The sequence below is a fragment of the Accumulibacter sp. genome, assembly GCF_036625275.1.
Lineage (GTDB): Bacteria > Pseudomonadota > Gammaproteobacteria > Burkholderiales > Rhodocyclaceae > Accumulibacter.
This window is the reverse complement of record NZ_JAZKUD010000064.1, coordinates 1-22,813: the sequence shown is the minus strand read 5'-3', so window position 1 is coordinate 22,813 and position 22,813 is coordinate 1. Positions and strand designations below refer to the sequence as shown.

General features: G+C 61.4%; 30 protein-coding genes. 20 read left to right on the top strand and 10 right to left on the bottom strand.

Annotated features, from left to right (window positions below; genetic code table 11):
* Positions 1-310, top strand: a 310-nt coding sequence (locus V5B39_RS16480; protein WP_332343954.1) for a hypothetical protein, incomplete at its 5' end; no start/stop codon positions are given.
* 142 nt (positions 311-452) lie between these two features.
* Here the strand turns inward: V5B39_RS16480 and tyrS are convergent.
* From tyrS to V5B39_RS16450, 6 genes are read right to left on the bottom strand one after another with little or no spacing between them, the layout of a single operon-like run.
* Positions 453-1,652, bottom strand: a complete 1,200-nt coding sequence (gene tyrS / locus V5B39_RS16475) for a tyrosine--tRNA ligase (protein ID WP_332343953.1) — start codon at positions 1,650-1,652, stop codon at positions 453-455.
* Positions 1,653-1,688: 36 nt separating this feature from the next.
* Complete coding sequence (locus V5B39_RS16470) at positions 1,689-1,949, bottom strand: YfhL family 4Fe-4S dicluster ferredoxin (RefSeq protein ID WP_332343952.1); 261 nt, start codon at positions 1,947-1,949, stop codon at positions 1,689-1,691.
* Positions 1,950-1,962: 13 nt separating this feature from the next.
* Positions 1,963-2,466, bottom strand: a complete 504-nt coding sequence (coaD, locus tag V5B39_RS16465) for a pantetheine-phosphate adenylyltransferase (protein WP_332343951.1) — start codon at positions 2,464-2,466, stop codon at positions 1,963-1,965.
* The gene (gene rsmD, locus V5B39_RS16460; protein WP_332343956.1) at positions 2,453-3,007 is read right to left on the bottom strand and encodes a 16S rRNA (guanine(966)-N(2))-methyltransferase RsmD; all 555 of its coding nucleotides are present in this window, start codon (positions 3,005-3,007) and stop codon (positions 2,453-2,455) included. The genes coaD and rsmD overlap by 14 nt, the downstream gene beginning before the upstream one ends.
* A 4-nt stretch (positions 3,008-3,011) precedes the next feature.
* On the bottom strand, positions 3,012-4,307 hold the full coding sequence (locus V5B39_RS16455) for a M16 family metallopeptidase (RefSeq protein ID WP_332343950.1): 1,296 nt from the start codon (positions 4,305-4,307) through the stop codon (positions 3,012-3,014).
* Between the two features lie 13 nt (positions 4,308-4,320).
* Complete coding sequence (locus tag V5B39_RS16450; RefSeq protein ID WP_332343949.1) at positions 4,321-5,688, bottom strand: M16 family metallopeptidase; 1,368 nt, start codon at positions 5,686-5,688, stop codon at positions 4,321-4,323.
* Between the two features lie 106 nt (positions 5,689-5,794).
* Here V5B39_RS16450 and ftsY point away from each other — a divergent pair, with 106 nt between their 5' ends.
* From ftsY to ftsX, 3 genes are read left to right on the top strand one after another with little or no spacing between them, the layout of a single operon-like run.
* The gene (gene ftsY, locus V5B39_RS16445; RefSeq protein WP_332343948.1) at positions 5,795-6,781 is read left to right on the top strand and encodes a signal recognition particle-docking protein FtsY; all 987 of its coding nucleotides are present in this window, start codon (positions 5,795-5,797) and stop codon (positions 6,779-6,781) included.
* Entirely contained in the window at positions 6,778-7,464 is a 687-nt protein-coding gene (gene ftsE, locus V5B39_RS16440; RefSeq protein WP_332343947.1) for a cell division ATP-binding protein FtsE, read from the top strand. The genes ftsY and ftsE overlap by 4 nt, the downstream gene beginning before the upstream one ends.
* A complete protein-coding gene (gene ftsX / locus V5B39_RS16435) occupies positions 7,461-8,360 on the top strand; it encodes a permease-like cell division protein FtsX (RefSeq protein WP_332343946.1) in 900 nt (299 codons plus the stop codon). The genes ftsE and ftsX overlap by 4 nt, the downstream gene beginning before the upstream one ends.
* A 54-nt stretch (positions 8,361-8,414) precedes the next feature.
* Here ftsX and V5B39_RS16430 read toward each other — a convergent pair whose 3' ends face one another.
* Together V5B39_RS16430 and hisC are read right to left on the bottom strand one after the other, a co-directional pair.
* Positions 8,415-8,789, bottom strand: coding sequence for a diacylglycerol kinase (locus V5B39_RS16430; RefSeq protein ID WP_332343945.1), 375 nt, complete (start codon positions 8,787-8,789; stop codon positions 8,415-8,417).
* Between the two features lie 28 nt (positions 8,790-8,817).
* Positions 8,818-9,903, bottom strand: a complete 1,086-nt coding sequence (hisC, locus tag V5B39_RS16425) for a histidinol-phosphate transaminase (protein ID WP_332343944.1) — start codon at positions 9,901-9,903, stop codon at positions 8,818-8,820.
* 265 nt (positions 9,904-10,168) lie between these two features.
* Between hisC and hisB the strand changes: the two genes are divergently transcribed.
* The 10 genes from hisB to tatC all read left to right on the top strand — a co-directional run bounded on the left by hisB (position 10,169) and on the right by tatC (position 16,130).
* Entirely contained in the window at positions 10,169-10,756 is a 588-nt protein-coding gene (gene hisB, locus V5B39_RS16420; RefSeq protein WP_332343943.1) for an imidazoleglycerol-phosphate dehydratase HisB, read from the top strand.
* On the top strand, positions 10,756-11,433 hold the full coding sequence (hisH, locus tag V5B39_RS16415; RefSeq protein ID WP_332343942.1) for an imidazole glycerol phosphate synthase subunit HisH: 678 nt from the start codon (positions 10,756-10,758) through the stop codon (positions 11,431-11,433). Before hisB ends, hisH begins: the two co-directional genes overlap by 1 nt.
* Before the next feature lie 56 nt (positions 11,434-11,489).
* Positions 11,490-12,233, top strand: a complete 744-nt coding sequence (hisA, locus tag V5B39_RS16410) for a 1-(5-phosphoribosyl)-5-[(5-phosphoribosylamino)methylideneamino]imidazole-4-carboxamide isomerase (protein ID WP_332343941.1) — start codon at positions 11,490-11,492, stop codon at positions 12,231-12,233.
* Positions 12,234-12,273: 40 nt separating this feature from the next.
* The gene (gene hisF / locus V5B39_RS16405; RefSeq protein ID WP_332343940.1) at positions 12,274-13,035 is read left to right on the top strand and encodes an imidazole glycerol phosphate synthase subunit HisF; all 762 of its coding nucleotides are present in this window, start codon (positions 12,274-12,276) and stop codon (positions 13,033-13,035) included.
* Between the two features lie 56 nt (positions 13,036-13,091).
* Positions 13,092-13,436 (top strand): phosphoribosyl-AMP cyclohydrolase, encoded by a 345-nt coding sequence (hisI, locus tag V5B39_RS16400; protein WP_332343955.1) that lies wholly within the window; start codon positions 13,092-13,094, stop codon positions 13,434-13,436.
* The gene (locus V5B39_RS16395) at positions 13,433-13,753 is read left to right on the top strand and encodes a phosphoribosyl-ATP diphosphatase (protein ID WP_332343939.1); all 321 of its coding nucleotides are present in this window, start codon (positions 13,433-13,435) and stop codon (positions 13,751-13,753) included. The genes hisI and V5B39_RS16395 overlap by 4 nt, the downstream gene beginning before the upstream one ends.
* A gap of 4 nt (positions 13,754-13,757) precedes the next feature.
* Positions 13,758-14,108, top strand: coding sequence for a histidine triad nucleotide-binding protein (locus tag V5B39_RS16390; protein ID WP_332343938.1), 351 nt, complete (start codon positions 13,758-13,760; stop codon positions 14,106-14,108).
* 71 nt (positions 14,109-14,179) lie between these two features.
* Positions 14,180-14,455 carry a Sec-independent protein translocase subunit TatA gene (gene tatA, locus V5B39_RS16385; RefSeq protein ID WP_332343937.1) on the top strand — a complete coding sequence of 92 codons (276 nt, stop codon included), beginning with the start codon at positions 14,180-14,182 and terminating at the stop codon, positions 14,453-14,455.
* A gap of 375 nt (positions 14,456-14,830) precedes the next feature.
* On the top strand, positions 14,831-15,259 hold the full coding sequence (gene tatB, locus V5B39_RS16380) for a Sec-independent protein translocase protein TatB (protein ID WP_332343936.1): 429 nt from the start codon (positions 14,831-14,833) through the stop codon (positions 15,257-15,259).
* Between the two features lie 7 nt (positions 15,260-15,266).
* On the top strand, positions 15,267-16,130 hold the full coding sequence (gene tatC / locus V5B39_RS16375; protein WP_332343935.1) for a twin-arginine translocase subunit TatC: 864 nt from the start codon (positions 15,267-15,269) through the stop codon (positions 16,128-16,130).
* Positions 16,131-16,154: 24 nt separating this feature from the next.
* On the opposite strand, the gene V5B39_RS16370 is transcribed toward tatC, so the two are convergent.
* A complete protein-coding gene (locus V5B39_RS16370; protein ID WP_332343934.1) occupies positions 16,155-16,961 on the bottom strand; it encodes a class II glutamine amidotransferase in 807 nt (268 codons plus the stop codon).
* A 12-nt stretch (positions 16,962-16,973) separates the two neighbouring features.
* Positions 16,974-18,146 (bottom strand): trypsin-like peptidase domain-containing protein, encoded by a 1,173-nt coding sequence (locus tag V5B39_RS16365; protein ID WP_332343933.1) that lies wholly within the window; start codon positions 18,144-18,146, stop codon positions 16,974-16,976.
* Between the two features lie 21 nt (positions 18,147-18,167).
* Here V5B39_RS16365 and V5B39_RS16360 point away from each other — a divergent pair, with 21 nt between their 5' ends.
* From V5B39_RS16360 to V5B39_RS16335, 6 genes are all read left to right on the top strand, one after another.
* Positions 18,168-18,914: a Nif3-like dinuclear metal center hexameric protein gene (locus tag V5B39_RS16360; RefSeq protein ID WP_332343932.1), complete on the top strand. Its 747-nt coding sequence runs from the start codon at positions 18,168-18,170 to the stop codon at positions 18,912-18,914.
* Positions 18,915-18,933: 19 nt separating this feature from the next.
* Positions 18,934-19,617, top strand: a complete 684-nt coding sequence (locus V5B39_RS16355) for a fumarylacetoacetate hydrolase family protein (RefSeq protein WP_332343931.1) — start codon at positions 18,934-18,936, stop codon at positions 19,615-19,617.
* A gap of 237 nt (positions 19,618-19,854) precedes the next feature.
* Entirely contained in the window at positions 19,855-20,343 is a 489-nt protein-coding gene (locus V5B39_RS16350) for a DUF3124 domain-containing protein (protein ID WP_332343930.1), read from the top strand.
* A 37-nt stretch (positions 20,344-20,380) separates the two neighbouring features.
* On the top strand, positions 20,381-20,932 hold the full coding sequence (locus V5B39_RS16345) for a Gx transporter family protein (protein WP_332343929.1): 552 nt from the start codon (positions 20,381-20,383) through the stop codon (positions 20,930-20,932).
* Complete coding sequence (locus V5B39_RS16340; RefSeq protein ID WP_332343928.1) at positions 20,925-21,557, top strand: flavin prenyltransferase UbiX; 633 nt, start codon at positions 20,925-20,927, stop codon at positions 21,555-21,557. Before V5B39_RS16345 ends, V5B39_RS16340 begins: the two co-directional genes overlap by 8 nt.
* A gap of 3 nt (positions 21,558-21,560) precedes the next feature.
* Positions 21,561-22,778, top strand: a complete 1,218-nt coding sequence (locus tag V5B39_RS16335) for an MFS transporter (protein ID WP_332343927.1) — start codon at positions 21,561-21,563, stop codon at positions 22,776-22,778.
* Positions 22,779-22,813: the final 35 nt, after the last annotated feature.

The window sequence follows — 22,813 nt, the reverse complement described above, 5'->3', positions numbered from 1 at the left end:
ATCCCTCCAGATCAATAGCTTTTCTTCCATCAGTGCGAGCCCTTCTCTATCCTTCATCTCTCCGCTCGCGCAGATCGACCCGGAACAAGAACCCACACCTATCGGTTGTCCTGTTTTTAAAGAGCTGCAGAACGACCCCTTGGCCGTACTGCCTTGCTGCAAATTCCTGGCTACCCAAGCAGCAAGAGGGCGCATTATACAGACGTTTCCGGCGGCGTCAATAACTGATTTCACCAACCTGTCTGCTGCTTTTCCTGCTGCTGACACCATCCCGAAAGGATTTTGCCGGAGCCTGCCGAAAAAAACATAACAATCTGTTTTTAATCAGATTTTTATGCTCGTTCAGCAACGAAGACGCGGATTATACAGGGCTACGCAGGGACGTCAACCCTCTTGTCGAACTATTTTCAGATGGATGGACTAGACCGTCGGCAGGCTACCCTTGCGAACGCTCAGGCAATGCTGACACGCGCGAACTTGCGCTTGCCAACCTGCACGACAAAAGGACCCTTGATCGAGAGCATGAGGTGTTTGTCGTCGATCCGGGTTCCGTCGATCCTGACCCCACCCTGCTCGATCATGCGCAGGGCCTCTGAGGTGCTAGACGTTAATCCCGTCTGCTTGAGAACCTGCGCAATGCTCAAGGACCGGTCGCTGGCCAGCAGTTTGACTTCCGGAATATTGTCAGGAATGGCGCCTTGACGGAAACGGGCATCAAAATCGGCCTGTGCCCGAACAGCCGCCGCCGTGCCATGAAAGCGATCTACAATCTCTTGGGCCAGCAAAACCTTGACTTCGCGTGGATTGCGTCCTTCCATGACCTCCTTTTGCAAGCCGGTGATGTTCTCGATACTGCGAAATGAAAGCAGCTCGAAGTAGCGCCACATCAGTCCGTCAGAGATCGACATCAGCTTTCCGAACATCTCATCAGGCGGCTCGTTGATCCCCACGTAGTTGCCGAGAGACTTCGACATCTTGTTGATGCCATCCAGGCCCTCGAGCAACGGCATGGTCAGAATGCACTGCGGTGCTTGCCCGTAGTGCTTTTGCAACTCTCGCCCGACCAGAAGGTTGAACTTCTGGTCAGTGCCACCGAGTTCCACGTCCGCTTTCATCGCCACCGAGTCATATCCCTGACACAGCGGATAAAGCAACTCGTGAATGGCGATCGGCTGACCGTTGCGGTAGCGCTTGGCAAAATCATCGCGCTCAAGCATCCGTGCGACGGTATGCAAAGCCGCCAAGCGAATCAGCCCCGACGCACCCAGCGGATCGAACCAGACGGAATTGAAGCAGATCTCGGTTCGGTCGGGATCGAGAATCTTGAATACCTGCTCTTGGTAGGTCCTGGCGTTTTCGACGATCTGCTCTCGCGACAGAGGCGGCCGAGTCGCGTTCTTGCCGGTGGGATCACCAATCATCCCGGTAAAGTCGCCAATCAGGAACAGCACATGATGACCAAGATCCTGACAGTGCCTGAGCTTGTTGATCAGTACAGTATGCCCGAGATGCAGATCCGGCGCTGTCGGATCAAAACCCGCCTTGATCCGGAGCGGTCGGCCGGTTTTCAGCCTTTCAAGAAGTTCGGCTTCAATCAGCAGCTCCTCCGCCCCGCGCTTGATCTGCTCGAGTTCTTCTTCAATGACGCGCATGCAGACCTCTTCTTGCTGACGTGAAGTGCTTCCGGTTTAGCCTCGGCCCGGACGACCGGTCAGCTTCTCGTACTTGACCCACAGTTGATCTTCACTCTCCTGGTGTGCAGGATCTTTCGGAATGCAGTCCACCGGACAGACCTCGACACACTGAGGGGTATCGTAATGCCCAACGCATTCCGTACACTTGCCAGGGTCGATTTCGTAAATCTCCGCCCCCTGGGAAATCGCTTCGTTCGGGCACTCCGGCTCGCACACGTCGCAGTTGATGCATTCGTCGGTAATAATAAGGGCCATGCTTACGGTTCCTTCAGATTGTTGAAATTTCTCGTACACGCTTGGCCAGCCGATCACTGATCGCAGGCTGGACAAATTTGCTGACATCGCCGCCGAGCACGGCGATTTCGCGGACCATTGTTGCCGAGATGAACAGGTACTGCTCACCGGGAGTCAGGAAAACCGTTTCGACTTCGGGGAAGAGATTTCTGTTCATTCCCGCCATCTGAAATTCATAGTCAAAGTCCGACACCGCGCGCAGCCCGCGGATGATCACCTTCGCTCCCTTGGCATGCAGAAAGTCCATCAGCAGGCCATCGAAGCCGCAGACTTCGGCATTCGGGTAGCATGCGAGAATTTCCCGTGCCATGTCGACCCGTTCGGCCAGCGAAAAAAACGGCCTTTTCGGCTGGTTCTGGGCGATCGCCACGATCACCCGATCAAAGAGACAGGCTGCGCGCCGAACGAGATCCTCGTGACCTCGGGTCATCGGATCGAAGGTCCCTGCATAAATTGCCACCCGCTTATTTAATGCCATCCGTTTCGCCTCGTCGCATCAAGTGATAGAACACCTGGCCAGCCCGACCATGACGCACGGTGCGCCAATCTCCGATACCCTCCAGGACGCCCTCTGCCTCGGCATAGATCATGCCGTCAGCCGCCATCACGCCCGGCACAAGCGGTGCCAGACGGTCCATCCAGCCGTCGTGAAACGGCGGATCCAGGAACAATACGTCGAAACGCCAGTTGACGGAAGAGAGAAATGTCATCGCATCCGAGCGGACGATCTTCAGACCCTGGCCAGTCCCCAGGATTTTCGCGTTGCTCGCCATCGCCGCCAGCACCTTTGGCGAATGGTCAACCATCACCACGCTGGTGGCGCCGCGCGAGGCAGCTTCAAAGCCCAGTGCACCGCTGCCGGCAAACAGATCGAGACAGGAAAGACCGGTCAGATCCTGCCCGAGCCAGTTGAACAGGGTCTCGCGCACACGATCCGGCGTCGGCCGTAAACCCGGCGAATCGGGAAAACGAAGGATTCTTCGCCGCCACTCACCGCCAATGATACGCAGCGAATTCAGAATGTCATTCCCCGGCCACCACCACGGTTACCCAATGCTCTGGTCGCAAATGCCGTGCAAACGCCGCCTGGATGTCGGCTACCGTGACCTTTTCGATATTTTCCGGGTAGCGATCGAGATAATCGATCGGTAGGCCATAAAAGCCGATCATCGCCACATTCTCCAGGAGCTTTCGATTGCTGTCGAGGCGCAACGGGAAGCTGCCGATCAGATTCTGCTTGGCGGCCTGCAACTCCGTTTCAGTCGGCCCGTACTCGAGGAAGCCGGAAAGCACCTCACGGGCCACCTTCAGCGCATCGTTGACCTGCGTCTTCTTGGTCTGCAGGCCCATCTGGAACGGCCCCAACTGTTGCAGCGGCATGAAATAGCTGTACGCGCTGTAGGCAAGGCCGCGTTTGTCGCGAACCTCCTTCATCAGGCGTGAGACAAAGCCACCGCCGCCAAGCGAATAATTGCCGACGGCCAAAGGAAAGAAATCCGGGTCGCCGCGCTTGAGTGCCGGCAGTCCGACCAGCAGATGCGCCTGCCCTGCCGGATGGTCAATACGCTGCTCGACAGCCACCGGCAGTACCGGGACCGCGATGTCGGAAGGGACGGGTCCTGACGGCAAAGCAGCGGTCAGTATTTCGGCCACCGACTCGGCTTCGTTGCGTGACAGGTCACCGACGATCGTCACGCGGGCACGCTGCGCCGTGTAATTTGCGGCATGAAAAGCGACGACATCCGCACGGACCAGCGCAGCCACCGATTCGGGTGTCGCATGCCGTCCATAGGGATGCGCGCCATACATCGCCGCCCAGAAGGCCCTGCTGGCAATCGTTTCAGGACGCGTCAGTGCCTCCTTGAGGGTGGCGATCGAACGTGCCTGCTCGCGATCGAAGACTGCTGCGGGAAACTGCGGCGTGCTCAGAATCGCGCGCAGCATGTCGAGAGCCGGGCCGCGCTTGTCGGTCATCGACAGCGTTCGCAGGGCAATCGTGGCACGGTCCATATCCACTCCGCCCGACAACCTGGCGCCAAGGTCGGCCATCCGGCTGGCAATCTGCATCTCGTCCATCCCTGCGACCCCCAGGTCGACCAGGGCACGGGTTAGCGAAGCCACACCCGACTTGCCCTCCAATTCATGCGCCGTACCAGCGGCAAAGTCGACCTGGACGTCGAGAATCGGCAAGCTATGGTTCTCGACAAATAGCACGCCGGCGCCTGACGTCGTCTGCCAACGCTCGATCTTCGGACCGGCGTGTACCAGAGGAATGGCAACCACCAGGCACACACCGATCAGCAGCTTGCAAAGATTCATCAGTGAACCCTCATCAATGACGGGGGGTGAACGGCGAACGCGCGCGCGGCGTTTGCGGCAATGGCTGAGGGTCGAGTTCGGCGATGGTCAGTTGCTCGTCGCGAAAGTACTTCCTGGCGACCGCCTGAATTTGTTCGGCAGTGACCGCCTGCCGCTTTTCGAGAATGCGCCGGTTCAAATGATAGGGAATACCCACCGATTCAAGTTGCCCGATCTCCATCGCCTGCGCAAACATCGAATCCAGCTTGTAGATCTGCCCGGCAATCAACTGCGCCTTGGCGCGTGTCAGTTCGTCGGCGGCCACACCCTGTTGCTGCACCTGGAGAATTTCGGCACGCAGACCAGCCTCGAGGTCGGCGCGAGTTTTTCCGTCGCTGGGCGATCCGTACAGGGAGAAGATGCCCGGCCCGCGCGTTGTCGAATCGTAGCTCGCCTCCGCATCTACTGCCAGACGCTGCTCGCGAATAAGGTGTCTGGAGAAGCGGGCCGCCTCGTGCCCAGACAGAACGGCCGATAGCATCTCGAGTGCATAGGGATCGACGTCCTGGTCGACATCGCGGATGACCGGCACCTTGTAAGCCATGATCAGTACCGGCAGGTCTGCCGGCGCTTTCACCGTCAGATGGCGAATGCCAGTCTGCGCTGGTTCGTCCTGCGGTTTCCTGACCGGCAGCGGACGTTCCGGCAAGGCCCCGTAATGCTGTTCGGCAAGCTGGAAAACATGCTCGTGATCAACGTCACCGACGACCACCACATAAGCATTGTTCGGCGCGTACCAACGCTCGTACCAGATCCGTGCGTCATTGACGGTCATGTTCTCAAGATCGTTCATCCAGCCGATGATCGGAACGCGATACGGGTGCGCCTGAAAAGCAACCGCGGATAACTGCTCGAAAAGCAGCGCCTGTGGTTGATCATCGGTGCGCAACCGCCGCTCTTCCATGACCACCCGAATCTCCTGCGCGAACTCCTGGGGGTCAAGAGTCAAATGACGCATGCGATCGGCTTCGAGCCGCATCATCTCGGACAGTTTCCCTTTCGGTACCTGCTGAAAATAAGCCGTGTAGTCACGACTGGTAAATGCGTTGTCACGCCCGCCAGCCGCCGCGACGCGGCGATTGAACTCACCGGGTCCGGTACTCGGAGTGCCCTTGAACATCATGTGTTCGAGAACATGCGCGACACCGGTGCTGCCATTCGTTTCGTCCATGCTGCCGGCCCGGTACCAGACCATATGTGCCACCGTGGGAGCCCGCCGATCTTCCTTGACGATAATCCGCAAGCCATTCGCCAGTTGCTGCTGATAGGGATTGGCCAGCACCGATGCAGGTGCGGCCAGCACCAGCAACCATCGAATCAATTGCGCGTGACGCCTGAGCATGAGTCGCTTCTGATAGAATTTGGAAGGATGTCGGGTAATTCGGGTAATCTCACCCGCATCTTACCACCACCAATGTACCCGAGCACCTTTGAGACACAAAAGCACCATGTTTGGTTTCTTCAAGAAGTCCCCTGAGCAGCCGCCCGCGCCGACCAACCCAGTCGTCCTCGAAGGCGCGGCGCCGGTGATCCCGTGGCGGCAGCGACTCAAGGCCGGTCTCGCGCGCACGCGCGCGCAATTCAGCGGCAAGTTGAAATCGCTGTTCTCGCGTGGCAAGGTCGACGACGAACTGCTCGAAGATCTGGAAGGCCTGCTGCTGAGCAGCGACGTCGGCCTGGATGCAACCCAGCATCTGCTCTATCAGTTGAAAATGCGCGCCAAACGCGACAGGCTCGACACCCCGGAAGCGATTCAGCGCGCGCTGTCCGAGATTTTCCATGAACTCCTGCAGCCGCTCGAAGAACCGCTCGATCTTAGCACGCACCACCCGTTCATCATCATGATTGCCGGCGTCAACGGTGCCGGCAAGACGACCTCGATCGGCAAGCTGGCCAAGCATTTTCAGGCACAGGGCCGATCGGTCCTGCTGGCTGCGGGCGACACCTTCCGCGCCGCCGCGCGCGAGCAGTTGCAGACCTGGGGCGAACGCAACAATGTCACGGTCATCTCACAGCAGTCCGGCGACCCGGCAGCGGTGATCTTTGACGCCATCGCCGCCGCCAGGGCCCGCGGCATCGACATCGTCCTGGCGGATACGGCCGGTCGCCTGCCGACACAGTTGCACCTGATGGAGGAAATCGCCAAGGTCCGGCGTGTCATCCAGAAGGCCGACCCATCCGGACCGCACGAGACGCTGCTGGTCCTCGACGCAACCTTCGGCCAGAACACGCTGCAACAGGTCATGGCCTTCGACAAGGCGATCCAGGTCACCGGACTGGTCCTGACCAAGCTCGACGGTTCGGCGAAAGGCGGCGTCGTCGCCGCGATCGCCCGCCAGTGCCCGAAACCGGTTCGCTTTATCGGGGTCGGCGAAGGCATCGACGATCTCCGGCCCTTCACTGCCCGCGATTTCGTAGACGCGCTATTCGAGTGATTACCGCCAGCAACGTCACCAAACGCTATCCGGAAGGCCGCGAAGCCCTGCGCAACGTGAGTTTCGGGATCACCGCAGGAGAAATGGTTTTCCTTACCGGACACTCCGGCGCCGGGAAATCGACACTGTTCAAACTGCTGGCGGCCATCGAGCGCCCGACTGCGGGCAGCATCGTGATCAACGGCCAAAATCTCGCTGCGTTGCGCAAGAACGCCGTTCCCTATCTACGCCGCAAGCTCGGACTGATCTTTCAGGATCGTAAACTCCTGTTCGATCGCAACGTCCTCGACAATGTGCTGCTGCCCTTGGCGATCGTCGGCCACCCGGCCAGGGAAGCGCTGCGCCGGGCCCAGGCGGCGCTGGCCAAGGTGGGCCTGCCGAATCGCGAGAAAACCTTCCCGATCGCGCTCTCCGGCGGCGAGCAACAACGTCTGGCGATTGCCCGCGCCGTTGTCAATCGGCCGGCAATCATCCTCGCCGACGAGCCGACCGCCAATCTCGACGCGGCGTCGGCAAGCGAGATTCTCGAAATCTTCCACTCCTTTCAGCAGGTTGGCGTGACCGTAGTCATTGCCACCCATGACCCGTTGCTGCTGCCCCACCTGCAACCGCGCGTTCTCCGCCTGACCCAAGGCGAAATGAGCGAAGAGCGCGAACCAGCCAGCTGCGGTGTCACGCCGTGAGGCCCTGGCTTGCCCAGCACCTGGCGGCGCTGCGCGATGCCTTGCGACGGCTGGTCGCAGCACCACTCAATTCGCTGCTGTCGCTGCTGGTGATCGGCGTCGCGCTGACCCTGCCGACCGCCGGCTGGCTGACCCTCGAGAACCTCCGCAAGCTCACCGGCGACACCCCTAACGTGCAACAGATCAGCATCTTCCTGGCCCTCGACGCCGGCAAGCGCGAGATCGGCGACATCGAGTCGCGCCTGCAGGAAAGCCGATCCGGAAGCTGGCGTTTCGTGCCGCGCGAGGAAGCCTTGAAGCGCCTGCAGGCGGCCGAAGGGATGGCCGAGATCATCGCCAGCCTGCCACGGAATCCGCTCCCCGATGCCTTTGTCGTCACTCCAGGAGACGCCCGGCCGGAGGTCCTCGAAGACCTGGCCAGGACTTTTTCCTCCTGGCCAAAGGTCGCGCATGTTCAGCTCGACTCGGCCTGGGTCAAGCGCTTCGATGCGCTGCTCCGCCTCGGCGAGCGAGTCGTCATGATGCTTGGCGGACTGTTTGCCGGCGCACTGGTGACCATCACTTTCAACACCATTCGCCTGCAAATCCTTGCCCAGGCCGCCGAGATCGAGGTGGCCAAGCTGATTGGTGCCACCGATACCTACATCCAGCGCCCGCTGCACTATTTCGGCATGCTGCAGGGCGTTCTCGGCGGACTCTGCGCCGCCCTGCTGGTGAGCGCCGGTTTGCGCCTGCTGACGCCGCCGGTGGCCGAACTGACGCGGCTCTATGGCGCCAGCTTTGCCCTGCAAGGCCTGTCGGCAGGCAACGTTGTCGCCCTGGCTGCGATCGGCGCTGCGCTCGGCTGGCTGGGAGCGAAGATCTCGGCGCTGATTCATCTGCGCCGCATCGCTTGAGACCAGTTCAGGCACCGCCCCGAGCAAGTGCGGTACCCCGCACAGGCACCCGACTCACCCAAACAAGACACCAGCCCAGATGACCGGAACGTTGAGCAAGGCCAGCAGCACCGCTGCGCTGCCGATATCCTTGGCGCGCTTGGCCAGCGGGTGCCGATCCAGCGAAATCCGGTCGACCGTCGCCTCGATCGCCGAGTTGAGCAATTCAACGATCAGCACCAACAGCAAACTGCCGATCATCAATGCCAGTCCGAGACCGTTCGGCGACAGGAGGAAAGCCAGCGGGACCAGGAGCGCGGCGAGCAGCACCTCCTGCCGGAAGGCGTTTTCTGAACGATAGGCCGCGCACAGACCGGCCCGCGAATAGTGAAACGCGTTCCAAATCCGCCGCAAGCCGGTCTGTCCCTTGAACGGGCTTTCTTCAGCCACCTGGCTCTCCTTGCAAGGACTCAAATGATCAGGATGGATCACCCACGATCTCGGCCAGAGCCTCGACCAACAACGCGCATTGTCCGTCGGTGCCGATCGTGATCCGCAGATACTGGTCGATCCGCGGCAGCTTGAAATGACGGACGATGATGCCCCGTTGGCGCAGGGCTGCGGCGAGCTGGCCGGCGTCATGCTGCGGGTGACGGGCGAAAATGAAATTGGCCACCGAAGGCAGGACTTCGAAACCCCGCAGCAGCAGGGTACTGCGCAGGGTCTCGCGACTGCTGATGACGGCCTGCCGGGTGATTTCGAAGTGCTCCTGATCACCGATTGCGGCGACGGCACCGGCAATTGCCAGCCGATCGAGCGGATAGGAATTGAAACTGTTCTTGACTCTTTCGAGCGCCTCGATCAGGTCGCGGTGGCCGACCGCATAACCGACGCGCAGCCCGGCCAGCGAATGCGACTTCGAAAGGGTATGCACGACCAGCAGATTCGGGTGGTGATTGACCAGCGCAAGCGCCGACTCGCCACCGAAGTCGATGTAAGCCTCATCGATGACGACGATCGATCGGTGATGCGTCCGAAGCAGACGCTCGATGGCAGAGAGTGGCAACAGACAACCCGTCGGCGCATTCGGGTTCGGGAAAATGATGCCGCCGTTTGCGGCCGCGTAATCTTCGCAGCGGATTTCAAAATTTTCGTCGAGCGGCACGGCCACATGGGCGATTTCGTACAGGCCACAGTAGACCGGGTAGAAGCTGTAAGTGATATCCGGAAAGAAAACCGGCAACTCGTGTTTGAGCAACGCCATGAAGACATGCGCCAGTACTTCGTCGGAACCGTTGCCGACGAAGATCTGTTGCGGCGAAATGCCAGACTCGACGTAGCGGGCTGCGACTGCCACCTTGAGGCGCTCGGCGCCGGGGTCCGGGTAAAGACGCAGCAGCTCGCCGCCATTCGCCATTTCTTCGGCAATCGCAGCAGCGACACGCGGCGACGGCGGATAGGGGTTTTCGTTGGTGTTCAGCTTGACGAGGTTCGGCAGCCTGGGCTGCTCGCCCGGAACATAGGGCGTCAGGTGGTGAACGAGGGAACTCCAGTAGCGACTCATGAAAGGCTGCCCGGTTACGGTGGAAGTCGCGTCAGCGACCCGCGAATCTCCCTTCTCCACTCGCGGGAGAGGAGAAGGGGGATGGAAAAGGTCATGACTGCCTAACTCTTCGGGGAAGGCCTGGAAAAGTCATGGCCGTTCAGGATGCATGCGAAGCGCGAAATGGTATCATGCGTACTGGTCGATCGACACTGATGATCGGCCTGTGGTTCTCAGCAAGCTGAACCTTTTCCAGACCCGAAATGCCACCCGGCAATGGTACCCGATGCGGCAAGCAGAAGTTTCCAGGAATACGCTCGAAACCCGGATCACCGTTCGACTGAACCTTGACGGCAATGGCCGCGGCAGCTTCGCGACCGGCGTGCCTTTCCTCGACCACATGCTCGAACAGATCTCCCGGCATGGGCTGATCGACCTCGAAGTTGCGGCCGTCGGCGACCTGCATATCGACGCCCACCACACCGTCGAGGATATCGGCATCACGCTCGGGCAGGCACTGGCCAGTGCCCTCGGCGACAAAAAGGGCCTGCGCCGTTACGGGCACGCCTATGTACCGCTCGACGAAGCGCTGTCGCGAGTCGTGGTCGATCTCTCGGGCCGGCCGGGGCTCGAGTTTCATGTCGATTTTCGCCGCGCCATGATCGGCGCTTTTGATGTCGATCTGGTACACGAATTTTTCCAGGGCCTGGTCAATCACGCCTTGCTGACGCTGCATATCGACAATTTGCGCGGCGACAACGCGCACCACCAGGCGGAAACGGTGTTCAAGGCTTTCGGTCGCGCGCTGCGGATGGCCGTTGAGGAAGACCCGCGCGCCGGCCACAGCATTCCCTCGACCAAGGGCTCACTTTGATGTTGGCGTTGACGGACGATGTACCCCAGGGTGATGGCAAGAAAGCAATCGTTGTGGTCGATTACGGCATGGGTAACCTGCGCTCGGTCTGGCAGGCGCTGGTGCATGTCGCCGACGGACGTGCGGTGCTGGTCTCGGCTAACCCGGCGGTAGTCAGTACCGCCGAGCGCGTGGTCTTCCCCGGTCAGGGGGCAATGCCCGACTGTATGCGCGAGATCGAGGCGCGCGGCTTGCGGTCGGCGGTGCTCGAAGCCGCGCGCAACAAGCCCTTTCTCGGCATCTGCATTGGCCAGCAGATGCTCTTCGAGCACAGCGAGGAAGGTGATGTCCCAGGACTTGGCGTCATCGCCGGCAAGGTTTGCCGCTTTCCTGCCGAGCACATGGTCGATACCACCGGCCACCGCCTCAAGGTACCGCACATGGGTTGGAATCAGGTTCGACAGGCCAGGGAGCATCCCCTGTGGAAGGGCATTGCCAATGGCACACGCTTCTATTTCGTCCACAGCTATTTCGTTGCCCCGGCCGACGACGCCTGCATTGTTGGGAGCACCGATTATGGCATCCTCTTTACCAGTGCAGTGGCGCAGGATAATATCTTCGCCATTCAGTGCCACCCGGAAAAAAGTGCCCAGGCGGGCCTCGCCATGCTGGCCAATTTCGTCGCCTGGAAACCCTGATCGACCGCAGACGTTTTACACTTACTTGTCTCAACCTACCTTTATCTTCTTTCAAGATGCTGATCATTCCCGCGATTGACCTGAAACAGGGACAGTGCGTCCGCCTCAAGCAAGGCCTGATGAACCAGGTCACGGTCTTCTCCGATTCCCCTGGCGAACAGGCTCGTCACTGGCTGGCGCAGGGTGCGCGCCGCCTGCACGTGGTAGACCTCGACGGCGCTTTTGCCGGCAAGCCGAAAAACGAAAAAGCGATCAAGGAAATCGTGCAGGCTGTCGGTGATGACATTCCCGTACAGCTCGGCGGCGGCATCCGCGATCTCGACACCATCGAGCGTTGCCTCGACGACGGCGTCAGTTATGTGATCATCGGCACTGCCGCGGTGAAGAATCCCGGCTTTCTGCACGATGCCTGCGGCGCTTTTCCCGGCCACATCATCGTCGGCCTCGACGCCAGGGATGGCAAGGTAGCGGTTGACGGCTGGTCGAAAATGACCGGTCACGATGTCATCGATCTGGCGAAGAAGTACGAGGACTATGGGGTCGAGGCCATCATCTATACCGACATCGGCCGTGACGGCATGCTTTCGGGAATCAATATCGCGGCTACGGTGAAACTCGCTCAAGCCCTGTTGATTCCGGTCATCGCCAGCGGCGGTCTGTCGAGCCTCGACGACATCCGACAGCTTTGCGCGGTCGAAGAGGAAGGCATCAGCGCCGCCATCGCTGGCCGCGCGATCTACGATGGATCGCTCGATTTTGCGGTGGCACAAGCCACAGCAGACCGCGCCGAAACGCCATGACTACCTTCTCCTTCTGGCAGGCTCGGGGCGGTAGCTGACCTTGGGCCTCGCCAAACGCATCATCCCCTGCCTTGACGTAACCGCCGGCCGGGTCGTCAAGGGCACCAACTTCGTTGACTTGCGTGATGCCGGTGATCCCGTCGAAATCGCCCGCCGTTACGACGAGCAGGGTGCCGACGAAGTCACCTTCCTTGATATCACCGCCTCCTCGGACCAGCGCGACATCATCCTGCACATCGTTGAAGCCTGTGCAGCGCAGGTGTTCATTCCATTGACGGTAGGCGGCGGCGTCCGCTCGGTCGCCGATGTACGGCGTCTGCTGAATGCCGGCGCCGACAAGGTCAGCATGAACACCGCAGCCGTCGAGAATCCGGATCTCATTGCCGAGGCATCGGCCAGGGTCGGGAATCAATGCATCGTTGTGGCCATCGACGCGAAGCAGTCGGCACCGGGGGTCTGGCAGGTATTCACGCACGGCGGACGCAGGAACACCGGCATTGACGCCGTCGCCTGGGCCCGCCGCGTTCAGGAACTCGGTGCCGGCGAGATCCTGCTCACCAGCATGGATCGTGACGGCACCCGGAACGGTTTCGATCTGCCGCTGACGCGCGCGGTCTCCGATGCCGTCGATCTCCCGGTGATTGCCAGTGGTGGCGTCGGCAATCTTGAGCATCTCGCAGCCGGCGTTTCCGAAGGCCGTGCCGACGCCGTCCTGGCCGCAAGCATTTTCCATTTTGGTGAATATACGGTTCACCAGGCCAAGGCGTACCTGCACGAGCGGGGCATCGAGGTCCGCCTGTGAGTGATCTCGATCCCGGTCTGCCGTGGCTCGACGCACTGAAATGGGACGAGCAGGGTATGATTCCGGCTATTGCACAAGACGCTAGCAATGGTCGGGTACTGATGTTTGCCTTCATGAACCGGCAATCATTACAGGAAACGATTAACACCGGGAGCGCGGTATACTGGTCGCGTTCGCGACAGCGGCTGTGGCGCAAGGGCGAAGAGTCCGGCCATACGCAACGCGTGCGGTCGCTGCGTACCGACTGCGACGGCGATGTGTTGCTGCTGTCGATCGACCAGGCAGGCGGCATTGCCTGCCATACGGGCCGCACAAGCTGCTTTTTTTATCAACTGCAGGGGAACTCCTGGGTTGCGGTTGACCCGGTGATCAAGACCCCTGAGGACATTTACGGCAAATGAACATGGACATGTTGCACCGGATCTCGGAAACACTGCTTGAACGCCGCAAGGCCGACCCGGAAACTTCCTACACGGCACAGTTGATGGCCAAAGGGCCGGACGCGATCCTGAAGAAGATCGGCGAAGAAACTGCCGAACTGATCATGGCCGGCAAGGAGGGAAACCGCCTGCATGTGGTCTGGGAATCCGCCGACGTGCTCTATCACACGATGGTGCTGCTCGCTTTCTATGGTTTGTCGATCGAGGATGTGTTGCAGGAGATGCGCCGGCGTGAGGGGATCTCGGGAATCGACGAGAAGAAGTCACGGAAGGGCTGAAAACATGGAAAACTGCTTGTTCTGCAAGATCGCAGGGGGCCAGATTCCCGCGCGCAAGGTTCACGAAGACGACGAGATTCTGGCCTTTCACGATATCAATCCGGCGCGTCCCGTCCATCTGCTGATCATCCCCAGGCGTCACATCACCTCACTGGCGACAGCCACCGAAGCCGACGTGCCGGTGCTCGGCAGGATGCTCGCCATCGCCAATCGCCTGGCAAGCGAACAGGGCAGCCCGGATGGCTTTCGGGTGATCATCAATACTGGACGGATCGGCCATCAGGAAGTGCAGCATCTGCATGTACATATCGTTGGCGGATCGGAGCCGGTCGGGCCGATGCTCAAACGCATCTGACCACGGCGGCAGGAGGTAGCGCCGAGCGCTCGCCAGCGTCACACCCGATTTCACATTCATGGAGGCCTGACATGGGCTCTTTCAGCATCTGGCATTGGTTGATCGTTCTGATCATCGTTCTGTTGGTTTTTGGGACCAAGAAGCTGCGTAACCTCGGATCCGATCTCGGTGGCGCGGTCAAGGGCTTCAAGGACGGCATCAAGGACGCGACCTCAGAGGACAAGGCCGCCGAGGCCCAGTCCGCAACGCCACCTTCTTCGCCTCCCCCGCCTCCTCAACAGCCGCCGCAGCAGGTCGGTACGGGTCACACCATCGAAGGCGAGATCAGGGAGAAGACCAGAAGCTAGGCCGCACAGGGTTCGTGGCACGGCAGCCGTCGCCCTGCACCGCCCGCAGCCTTGCTGGCATTGCCTACCGGCACCCTCCCCTCCTTCCCTAAGCCAACGTTCATGACTTTCCCAAGCACCCCCGATCATGAAAGTCATGACCATTGCCCTCCCTTGCAGGACGCATTCCGGCTGGCACGCCGGAATCGTTCGATGGGCGCGGAGCATGCTCCGCGAATTCCCTCTCTCACCCCCGACCCCTTCCACGGCCCGCGCTGCATCGCGGGCCGGCTGCGGCGGCGCGGAGCAGTGCTCCGCAAAACCCCGCCTGCGTTCCCGCAGGGGGGAGGGGAGATTCGTGAGTCGCTGATGCGACTTTCATATTAACGGCCAATCATGTTCGATATCGGCTTTTCCGAAATGATCGTCATCGCCATCGTCGCACTGGTGGTGATCGGTCCTGAAAGACTGCCCAAGGTCGCCCGTACGGCCGGGCACATGCTCGGCCGTCTGCAGCGTTACGTCAATGACGTGAAATCCGACATCAACCGCGAAATGCAGCTTGATGAACTGAAGAAACTGCAAAGCGAGATCCAGGAGTCGGCACGCAGCGTCGAGCAGAGTCTGAGCACCGAAATGAACGCCGCAAGACAGGCGGTCAGCCAGACGGCACAGGCGATCGGAGAGGGTCTGCCACCCACGGCGGTGCTCGAACAGCCGGCAGTGCCACCGGCACCGTCCCCGGCAACCAGCCATGCCCTGCCACCGGCGAGTGCTGCTGCGGCGCCGTCCGCCAACCCAGAGCAGCCGCAGCGACCGGTCTGATCGAGAGATGCAAGCACCCGAAGATTCCTTCCTCTCGCACCTGATCGAGTTGCGCGACCGCCTGATCCGGGCGCTGATCGCCATCGGCATCGTCTTCCTCTGCCTTTTCCCCTGGGCCAAGGAACTCTATGCGCTATTGGCGCAGCCCTTGCTGGCAACGCTGCCGCAAGGCGGCCAGATGATTGCGACCGACGTGATCGGCGTTTTCCTGGTGCCGATGAAAGTGGCGCTGATGCTTGCCTTCCTGATCGCCCTGCCCTACGTGCTCTATCAGGTCTGGGCTTTCGTCGCGCCGGGCCTGTATGCCCACGAGAAGCGGCTGGCACTGCCGCTGGTGACAGCGAGCGTGCTGCTGTTCTTTGTCGGCATGGCTTTTGCGTATTTCCTGGTCTTTCCCACCGTCTTCGGGTTCATGTCACAGGTAGCCCCCGAGGGTGTCGCCTGGATGACCGACATCGAGAAGTACCTCTCCTTCGTACTCACGACCTTCGTCGCTTTCGGAGTGACCTTCGAGGTCCCGGTCGTCGTCGTGGTGATGGTCTACGCCGGCATCGTCGAGGTCGCCAAACTCAGGGAATGGCGACCTTACGTGATCGTCGGCGCTTTCGTCGTGGGCGCCGTGTTCACGCCGCCCGACGTGATTTCACAGTTGATGATGGCGATTCCGCTGTGCCTGCTTTTCGAACTGGGGCTGTTCCTCGCGCGTTTTGTCGGCCAGCGCTCGGCACACGCCACGCCGATTGATCCGCCTGCCCCGGAAGCCCCGCTCGACCCTGCGGCCGACTGGACACCCCTGTCTGCTCAGGAGATGGATGCAGCAATCAAGGATCTCGGCACGCAGCAAAACACTGACCGCAAGCCTGATGCCTGATCCCGCTGCCGGTCCACCTTGTGCTCAGGCCGGCGTTTTTGCCGGCCCGGCGACGGTCAGTTGATGCCTGACCGGTAGCCCCTCGGCAAACAGCCACAGACTGCCGTTCGGCATCGTCGTCCAGCGTTCGTTGTCGGTCAGCGGAACGGTGGCAATGACCGCGACACGATCATCGGGAGTCGTGACATCGCTGAAATCGATACTCAGATCCTGATCGCGCAGGTGCGCAACGGTAAACGGCGCCTGGCGGATAATGTAGCTGAGCTGGGTGGAACAGTGAGCAAACAGACAGTCGCCATTCGACAGCAGATAGTTGCATGCGCCGCGCGCGCCAAGATCAAGGGTGAGTTGACGGAGCGCGTCGAACAGCCGGGTCTGACTCGGTGGCCGGCGGCCAAAGCGCTGACGCAGGTTCTGCAGCAGCCAGCAAAAAGCGTGTTCGCTGTCGGTCTGGCCAACCGGGGTGAAACTGCCATCGAGTTGCGGCGAAAAATCCGGCAGATTACCGTTATGGGCGAAAATCCAGTAACGTCCCCATAGTTCTCGCATGAAAGGATGCGTGTTCTCGAGGGCAACCCCCCCTTGGGTCGCCTTGCGGATGTGGGCGATGACGTTTTTGGAATGAATCGGGTAGCTGCGCACCAGTTCGGCGATCGGCGAAACGCAGGAGGGTTGTGGGTCGAGAAAAACGCGCGTGCCGCGACCCTCAAAGAAAGCGATTCCCCAACCGTCAACATGGACATCAGTGGCGCCACCGCGTGCCTGAAATCCGGCAAAGGAAAAGCAGATGTCGGTCGGGACATTGCAGTTCATGGCCAGTAACTGGCACATCGACGACTCCGACTACTCGCGCTCGCGGCGCGGTGGCGCCCGCTTGCCGATCTTGACAGTCGTGTCCAGTACGTTGTTCTGACGGCGCAATCGGAAGGAAACCGTTTCGCCAGGCTTCTGGGCGGCGATCAGGTCGAGCATGCCCTGCGGATCCTTGACCGCCCGTCCATCCACGGCGAGCAGGATGTCTCCCGGCTTGATCCCGCCCGCATCGGCCGGGCTGCCGCGCAGGACACCAGCAATCAGCGCGCCACTGGTATCCGGCAGGCCGAAGGACTCGGCCAGGTCGACGCTGATTTCCTGAGCTTCGACGCCGATCCAGCCGCGGGTCACGGTACCGGTCTGGATGATCTGCTCCATGACGTTCCTGGCGATCGAGATCGGAATCGCAAAACCGATCCCCAGCGAACCGCCCGAGCGCGAGTAGATGGCCGTATTGATGCCGATCAGGTTACCCTGGCTGTCCACCAGCGCGCCCCCCGAATTGCCGGGATTGATCGCCGCGTCGGTCTGGATGAAGTTCTCGAAAGTGTTGATCCCGAGATGCGAGCGACCCAGCGCGGAGATGATCCCCATGGTCACCGTCTGGCCCACGCCAAAGGGGTTGCCAATGGCCAGCGCAACGTCTCCCACCACCAGGTTGTCCATCTGGCCCAGGGTAATCGCCGGCAGCAACAGTTCCTTGCCGTTGTGTTCGGTGATCTGCAAGACTGCGAGGTCGGACTCGGGATCACTGCCGACCAGGCGAGCATTGAGGTTGCGGCCGTCGCTGAGGGCGATCTCGATCTGATCGGCCGCTTCGACCACATGAAAGTTCGTGAGAATATAGCCGTTCGGGCTGACAATCACCCCCGAGCCCAGCCCGGAAGTCCTCGGCGCGTCACCCGCCGGGTTGTCCCCAAAAAAGTGCCGGAAGACCGGGTCGTCAAACAAGGGATTACGCCGTGTCCTGATTTTCTGCGAGGTAAAGATATGCACGACCGACGGCAGCGCCTTCTTCGCCGCTTCGCGGAACGAGGTCGGGGTGGTGACCGGAGCAGTGGTCACGACGGCCGATTCCTGCAGGGCCACGACATTGGCCGGGGACGGTTTGTCGAGCCACTCCGGCTTGAGCGTGCTCACCACGAAGAGAACGGCGAGACTGATCGTCACCGTTTGTGCAAAAATCAACCAGAGCCTGCGCATGGGCGAAATCGGAGCCAGTAAATGAAACGCCAAGAATTGACACGTTACCTGGAGCAGTTGCTGGAACCAGGGCGTTTCCGGGATTATTGCCCAAACGGCCTGCAAGTGGAAGGACGCCCCGAAGTCAGGCGCCTGATCGCCGGCGTCACGGCCAACCAGGCGCTGCTCGATGCGGCTGTCGAGCGTGACGCTGACGCCATCTTGGTCCATCATGGGTGGTTCTGGCGCGGCGAAGAGAGTCGCGTCACCGGCCTGCGCAAAACGCGTCTGCAAACGCTGCTCAAGCACGATATCAACCTGATCGCCTATCATCTGCCACTCGATGGCCACCCGGTATTCGGCAACAATGCACAACTCGCCAGCCGACTTGGCTGGACCCCGGACACTCGTTTTGGCGAGCAGGACATCGGCTGGCTGGGAACCCTGGAAAACCCGACCCCCGTTTCGGCGATCGTCGATCGTGTCGAACGCGAGTTGCTGCGCTCGCCACTGCTGATCGGTGACGGCGAACGCCTGGTCAGCCGCGTCGGCTGGTGCTCCGGCGCGGCGCAGGGCTTGTTCGAACAGGCCATCGCACTCGGCGTCGATCTCTACCTGAGCGGCGAGATTGCCGAGCAGACCGTGCATCTGGCGCGCGAGTCCGGCGTCGCCTACCTTGCCGCAGGTCATCACGCCAGCGAACGCTTTGGCGTGCAAGCACTGGCCGCCCACCTGGCCGAACGTTTCGGCCTCGACTGTCCATTCGTCGACATCGACAACCCGGTCTGAATCACCACAAGGAGCTGCCATGAACTACGTCTTTCCACCCCCACCCCTGGTCAGCGTCCCCGTTGCCGGCGGCAACACCCTGTTCCCCGTCCGCAGGGTCTACTGCGTCGGCCGCAACTACGCCGATCATGCTGCGGAGATGGGTGCCGATCGCCGCGAACCGCCTTTTTTCTTCAGCAAGCCCGCCGATGCGCTGGTACCAGGCGGTGGTGAGGTCGCCTATCCGCCGGCCACCAGCAACCTTCAGCACGAAGTCGAACTGGTCGTTGCACTGGCTGCGGGTGGCGCCGATATCGATCCGGCACAGGCGCTTGACTGCGTCTATGGCTACGCAGTCGGTCTCGATCTGACCCGGCGCGACCTGCAGCTCCATGCCAGGGACCAGGGCCATCCCTGGGATATGGGCAAGGGCTTCGACCAGAGCGCACCCATCGCTGCGATTCATCCCCTGGCGACCGTCGGACATCCGGCACACGGTTCGATCTGGCTCAAGGTCAATGGCCAACTGCAGCAGAATGGCAACCTCGAACAGATGTCGTGGAAAGTCGCAGAAGTCATCGCCAGGCTGTCGACCTACGTGACGCTCGCGGCAGGCGACCTGATTTTCACTGGTACCCCCGCGGGCGTCTCGACGGTGCGGCGTGGCGATGTGCTGAAGGCCGGCGTTGCCGGCGTCGGCGAGCTCTGCGTTCGACTCGTTTGAGATCTCACACCGTTCCCTTGTCGGGTGATGTCGGCTTGCACACCGGCATCGCCCATCCACAATCCTTCCAAGGAGCCTGTCATGCATGCTACCTCCTCGCTTTTCCGCCGCTTTGCTGCAGTTAATGTGAAAGTCGCGTCAGTGACTCACGAAACTCCCCTCCCCCCTGACGGGGGAGGGGCTGAGGAAGAGGGAAACGGTCATGACTTTCATGATCAGGGGGTGCCTGGAAAAGTCATGACCGTTAGTCACTGCCGGCTGGCAGCCATGCTGACCCTCGCCTGCGCGATGACCTCCGCACTCGCCGAAGGAATCGAACCGCCCACCCGCGGACAAACGGTCTATGTACCGATCTACTCCGAGATTCGGCACGGCAATGTGGCCTCCTCGGGCCGGACCGACAACACCCTGTTGTCGGTTCTGGTCAGCGTTCGCAATACCGACCCCAACCAACCGATCCGGGTCGTCGCAGCGCCTTACTACAATACCGAGGGCGTCCTGATTCGCAACTCGGTGCCGACACCCAGGGTGATTCCCCCGTTTGGCACCTTTGAACTGTTCATCGAACTGCGTGAGAATGCCGGTGGTTCCGGGGCCAATTATGCGATCAAGTGGGAGGCGGCCACGCCCGTCTCGCCGCCGACCATCGAGGCTCTGCATTCCAAGTTTCAGGCTGGCTATTCGGTCGCTTTCATCTCGCGCGGCCGCGCCATCTCGGAACCTTGAGCATGCCGGAACCGGACAGGCACCGTGACGACGGCCAGTGACGCCTGATCGCCAGCGGCTGGTCACGCTGCACACGACGCCCGAGGACCACCGCATCGCGCAGCTCGCGGCCGCGGCGATCGGCCTGTCGCTGATCGACGCGGCCATCCCGATGCCTTTGCCAGGCGTCAAGCCGGGTCTCGCCAATATCGTCACGCTGATCGTTCTGGCGCGCTACGGCTGGGTTGCGGCTGCCTGGGTGAGCGGCCTGCGTGTCTTCGCCGGCAGCCTGCTGCTGGGCTACTTTCTGTCGCCCGGATTTTTCATGAGCCTCAGCGGCGCGCTGTGCAGCCTGCTGACGCTGGCAGTTGCCGTGCACCTCCCTCACCGCTACTTCGGGCCGGTGAGCTGGAGCATCCTGGCCGCCTTTGCCCATATCAGCGGGCAACTGCTGCTGGCACGACTATGGCTGGTTCCCCATGATGGCCTGTTTCTGCTGGTTCCTTTCTTTGCGGCAGCGGCACTCGCCTTCGGGGTCATCAACGGCCTGATTGCCGCCCGCCTGCTTGAAGAATTGCCAGCCCAACAACCTGAGATCGACCATGCCTGAAACCGTCTGCCTGGCCTTTACCGGCGCCTCCGGCATGCCTTACGGCATGCGCTTGCTCGAATGCCTGCTCGCCGCCGGCTGCCGGGTTCAACTCCTCTACTCGCAGGTCGCGCAGATCGTCGCCCGACAGGAGATGGGGTTCGACTTGCCGGCACGTGCCAGCGAGGCACGCGCCGGCCTGGAAGAACGCTACCCCGGCTTGCCGGGCCGACTCGAGGTGTACGGGCGCGAAGAATGGTTTGCGCCAATCGCCAGCGGCTCCAACCCACCCGACGCCATGGTCATCTGCCCGTGCTCGCTGGGAACCCTCGCGGCGATCGCTCAGGGGCTGGCCAGCAAGCTGATCGAACGGGCCGCCGACGTGGTCATCAAGGAAGGCCGCAAGCTGATCCTGGTGCCGCGTGAAACGCCGCTGTCGGTCATTCATCTCGAAAACATGTTGCGTCTGGCACGGGCGGGAACCGTGATCCTGCCTCCCAGCCCAGGCTTTTATCATCATCCGCAGCGAGTCGAAGATCTCATCGATTTCGTGGTGGCGCGCATTCTTGACCAACTGCACGTACGCCATGCGCTGATGCCACGCTGGGGAGACTCGCCGGCTGCCCCTGACCTGCCCAGCTGTTGAACGATGACTGGCAAACCCTCTTCGGTTCTGCTGGTCCTCACTTTCTGCATCGCCGAGGCACTGCTGATGGCCGGCTTCGCGCTGGTGCCATCGCTGTTGCCGCAACTTTCGCAACGCTGGTCCTTGTCGGCGACCGCAGGCGGCTGGCTGGGCGGCATTTTTTTCCTTGGCTACATCCTGGCCGTCCCCGTACTGGTCAGCCTGACCGATCGCATCGACGCGCGACGGATCTACCTGGCGGGCGCAACCGTGAGCGCACTCGCCCTGACCGGCTTCGCGAACTTCGCCGACGGCCTGGCGAGTGGCCTGGGCTGGTGGTGGCTGGCCGGCCTGGGCCTGGCCGGAACCTACATGCCGGGCCTCAAGGCGCTGACGGATCGGCTGCCGGTCGCCGTACAGGCGCGGGGCAGCGCGTTCTACACGGCTACTTTCGGTGTCGGCGCCGGGCTGTCGTATCTCTGGATCGGACTGCTGCAGGAGCGGCTGCCATGGCCCTGGCTTTTCGCCATCGCGGCAGTTTGTGCGGCGCTGTCAGTCTTGCTGGTCTGGCGAGGCGTCGCGCCGGGCCAACCCCTGGCAGCGATGCCGGTCGGGCGCAGCCACTGGCGGAGCGTCCTGGGCGATCGACGCATCCTGGCTTTCTGTGGCGGCTATTTCGGTCACAACTGGGAGCTCTTCGGTTTCCGGGCCTGGCTGGTCGCCTACCTGACCTGGATGCATGCCCGCACGCCCGATTCCTGGACGGCGATGCCGGGATTGATTGCCGCGCTGGCCACCTTTCTCGCGGTCCCCGCCAGCATTCTCGGCAACGAAGGCGCGCAGCACTGGGGACGTGGTCGCTGGCTGCAGGCCGTGATGCCTTTGTCTGGTGTTCTGGCGGTCGTCGTTGGCTTCTCGGGCGGCCAGTCGAGCCGCCTGCTGGTGCCCTTCCTGCTGGTCTACGCGGCGAGCATGAATCTCGATTCGGCGGCACTGACGGCCGGCCTGCTGACCGAAACCTCACCCGAGAAACGCGGCACGGCGCTCGCACTGTACTCGTCGATCGGCTTTGCCGGCGCTTGCATCGGACCGATCGCCTTTGGCGTCGCCCTCGATGCCTTCGGCCGCAGCCTGCAGGCCGGCTGGACGGCAGCATTCGTGACGCTGGCCTGTGGCGTCGGCTTTGGACGCTGGGCGATCGGCAGGATCGGCGCCTCGCCGCCATCGGCCCACATTTCCTGAACGGACAGGAGACTCACCTCCGCGTGCGAGCCGAT

Excerpts from the sequence above, each read along its gene's own strand:
- tatA (WP_332343937.1), top strand. The coding sequence starts at position 14,180 with ATGGGCTCTTTCAGCATCTGGCATTGGTTGATCGTTCTGATCATCGTT.
- hisA (WP_332343941.1), top strand. The coding sequence starts at position 11,490 with ATGCTGATCATTCCCGCGATTGACCTGAAACAGGGACAGTGCGTCCGC.
- V5B39_RS16390 (WP_332343938.1), top strand. The coding sequence starts at position 13,758 with ATGGAAAACTGCTTGTTCTGCAAGATCGCAGGGGGCCAGATTCCCGCG.
- coaD (WP_332343951.1), bottom strand. The coding sequence starts at position 2,466 with ATGGCATTAAATAAGCGGGTGGCAATTTATGCAGGGACCTTCGATCCG.
- tatB (WP_332343936.1), top strand. The coding sequence starts at position 14,831 with ATGTTCGATATCGGCTTTTCCGAAATGATCGTCATCGCCATCGTCGCA.
- V5B39_RS16340 (WP_332343928.1), top strand. The coding sequence starts at position 20,925 with ATGCCTGAAACCGTCTGCCTGGCCTTTACCGGCGCCTCCGGCATGCCT.
- V5B39_RS16370 (WP_332343934.1), bottom strand. The coding sequence starts at position 16,961 with ATGTGCCAGTTACTGGCCATGAACTGCAATGTCCCGACCGACATCTGC.
- hisI (WP_332343955.1), top strand. The coding sequence starts at position 13,092 with ATGATTCCGGCTATTGCACAAGACGCTAGCAATGGTCGGGTACTGATG.
- V5B39_RS16335 (WP_332343927.1), top strand. The coding sequence starts at position 21,561 with ATGACTGGCAAACCCTCTTCGGTTCTGCTGGTCCTCACTTTCTGCATC.
- ftsY (WP_332343948.1), top strand. The coding sequence starts at position 5,795 with ATGTTTGGTTTCTTCAAGAAGTCCCCTGAGCAGCCGCCCGCGCCGACC.
- V5B39_RS16365 (WP_332343933.1), bottom strand. The coding sequence starts at position 18,146 with ATGCGCAGGCTCTGGTTGATTTTTGCACAAACGGTGACGATCAGTCTC.
- hisC (WP_332343944.1), bottom strand. The coding sequence starts at position 9,903 with ATGAGTCGCTACTGGAGTTCCCTCGTTCACCACCTGACGCCCTATGTT.
- V5B39_RS16355 (WP_332343931.1), top strand. The coding sequence starts at position 18,934 with ATGAACTACGTCTTTCCACCCCCACCCCTGGTCAGCGTCCCCGTTGCC.
- V5B39_RS16395 (WP_332343939.1), top strand. The coding sequence starts at position 13,433 with ATGAACATGGACATGTTGCACCGGATCTCGGAAACACTGCTTGAACGC.
- tatC (WP_332343935.1), top strand. The coding sequence starts at position 15,267 with ATGCAAGCACCCGAAGATTCCTTCCTCTCGCACCTGATCGAGTTGCGC.
- V5B39_RS16470 (WP_332343952.1), bottom strand. The coding sequence starts at position 1,949 with ATGGCCCTTATTATTACCGACGAATGCATCAACTGCGACGTGTGCGAG.
- V5B39_RS16350 (WP_332343930.1), top strand. The coding sequence starts at position 19,855 with ATGACCGTTAGTCACTGCCGGCTGGCAGCCATGCTGACCCTCGCCTGC.
- hisB (WP_332343943.1), top strand. The coding sequence starts at position 10,169 with ATGCGGCAAGCAGAAGTTTCCAGGAATACGCTCGAAACCCGGATCACC.
- V5B39_RS16455 (WP_332343950.1), bottom strand. The coding sequence starts at position 4,307 with ATGAATCTTTGCAAGCTGCTGATCGGTGTGTGCCTGGTGGTTGCCATT.
- hisH (WP_332343942.1), top strand. The coding sequence starts at position 10,756 with ATGTTGGCGTTGACGGACGATGTACCCCAGGGTGATGGCAAGAAAGCA.
- V5B39_RS16360 (WP_332343932.1), top strand. The coding sequence starts at position 18,168 with ATGAAACGCCAAGAATTGACACGTTACCTGGAGCAGTTGCTGGAACCA.
- tyrS (WP_332343953.1), bottom strand. The coding sequence starts at position 1,652 with ATGCGCGTCATTGAAGAAGAACTCGAGCAGATCAAGCGCGGGGCGGAG.
- V5B39_RS16450 (WP_332343949.1), bottom strand. The coding sequence starts at position 5,688 with ATGCTCAGGCGTCACGCGCAATTGATTCGATGGTTGCTGGTGCTGGCC.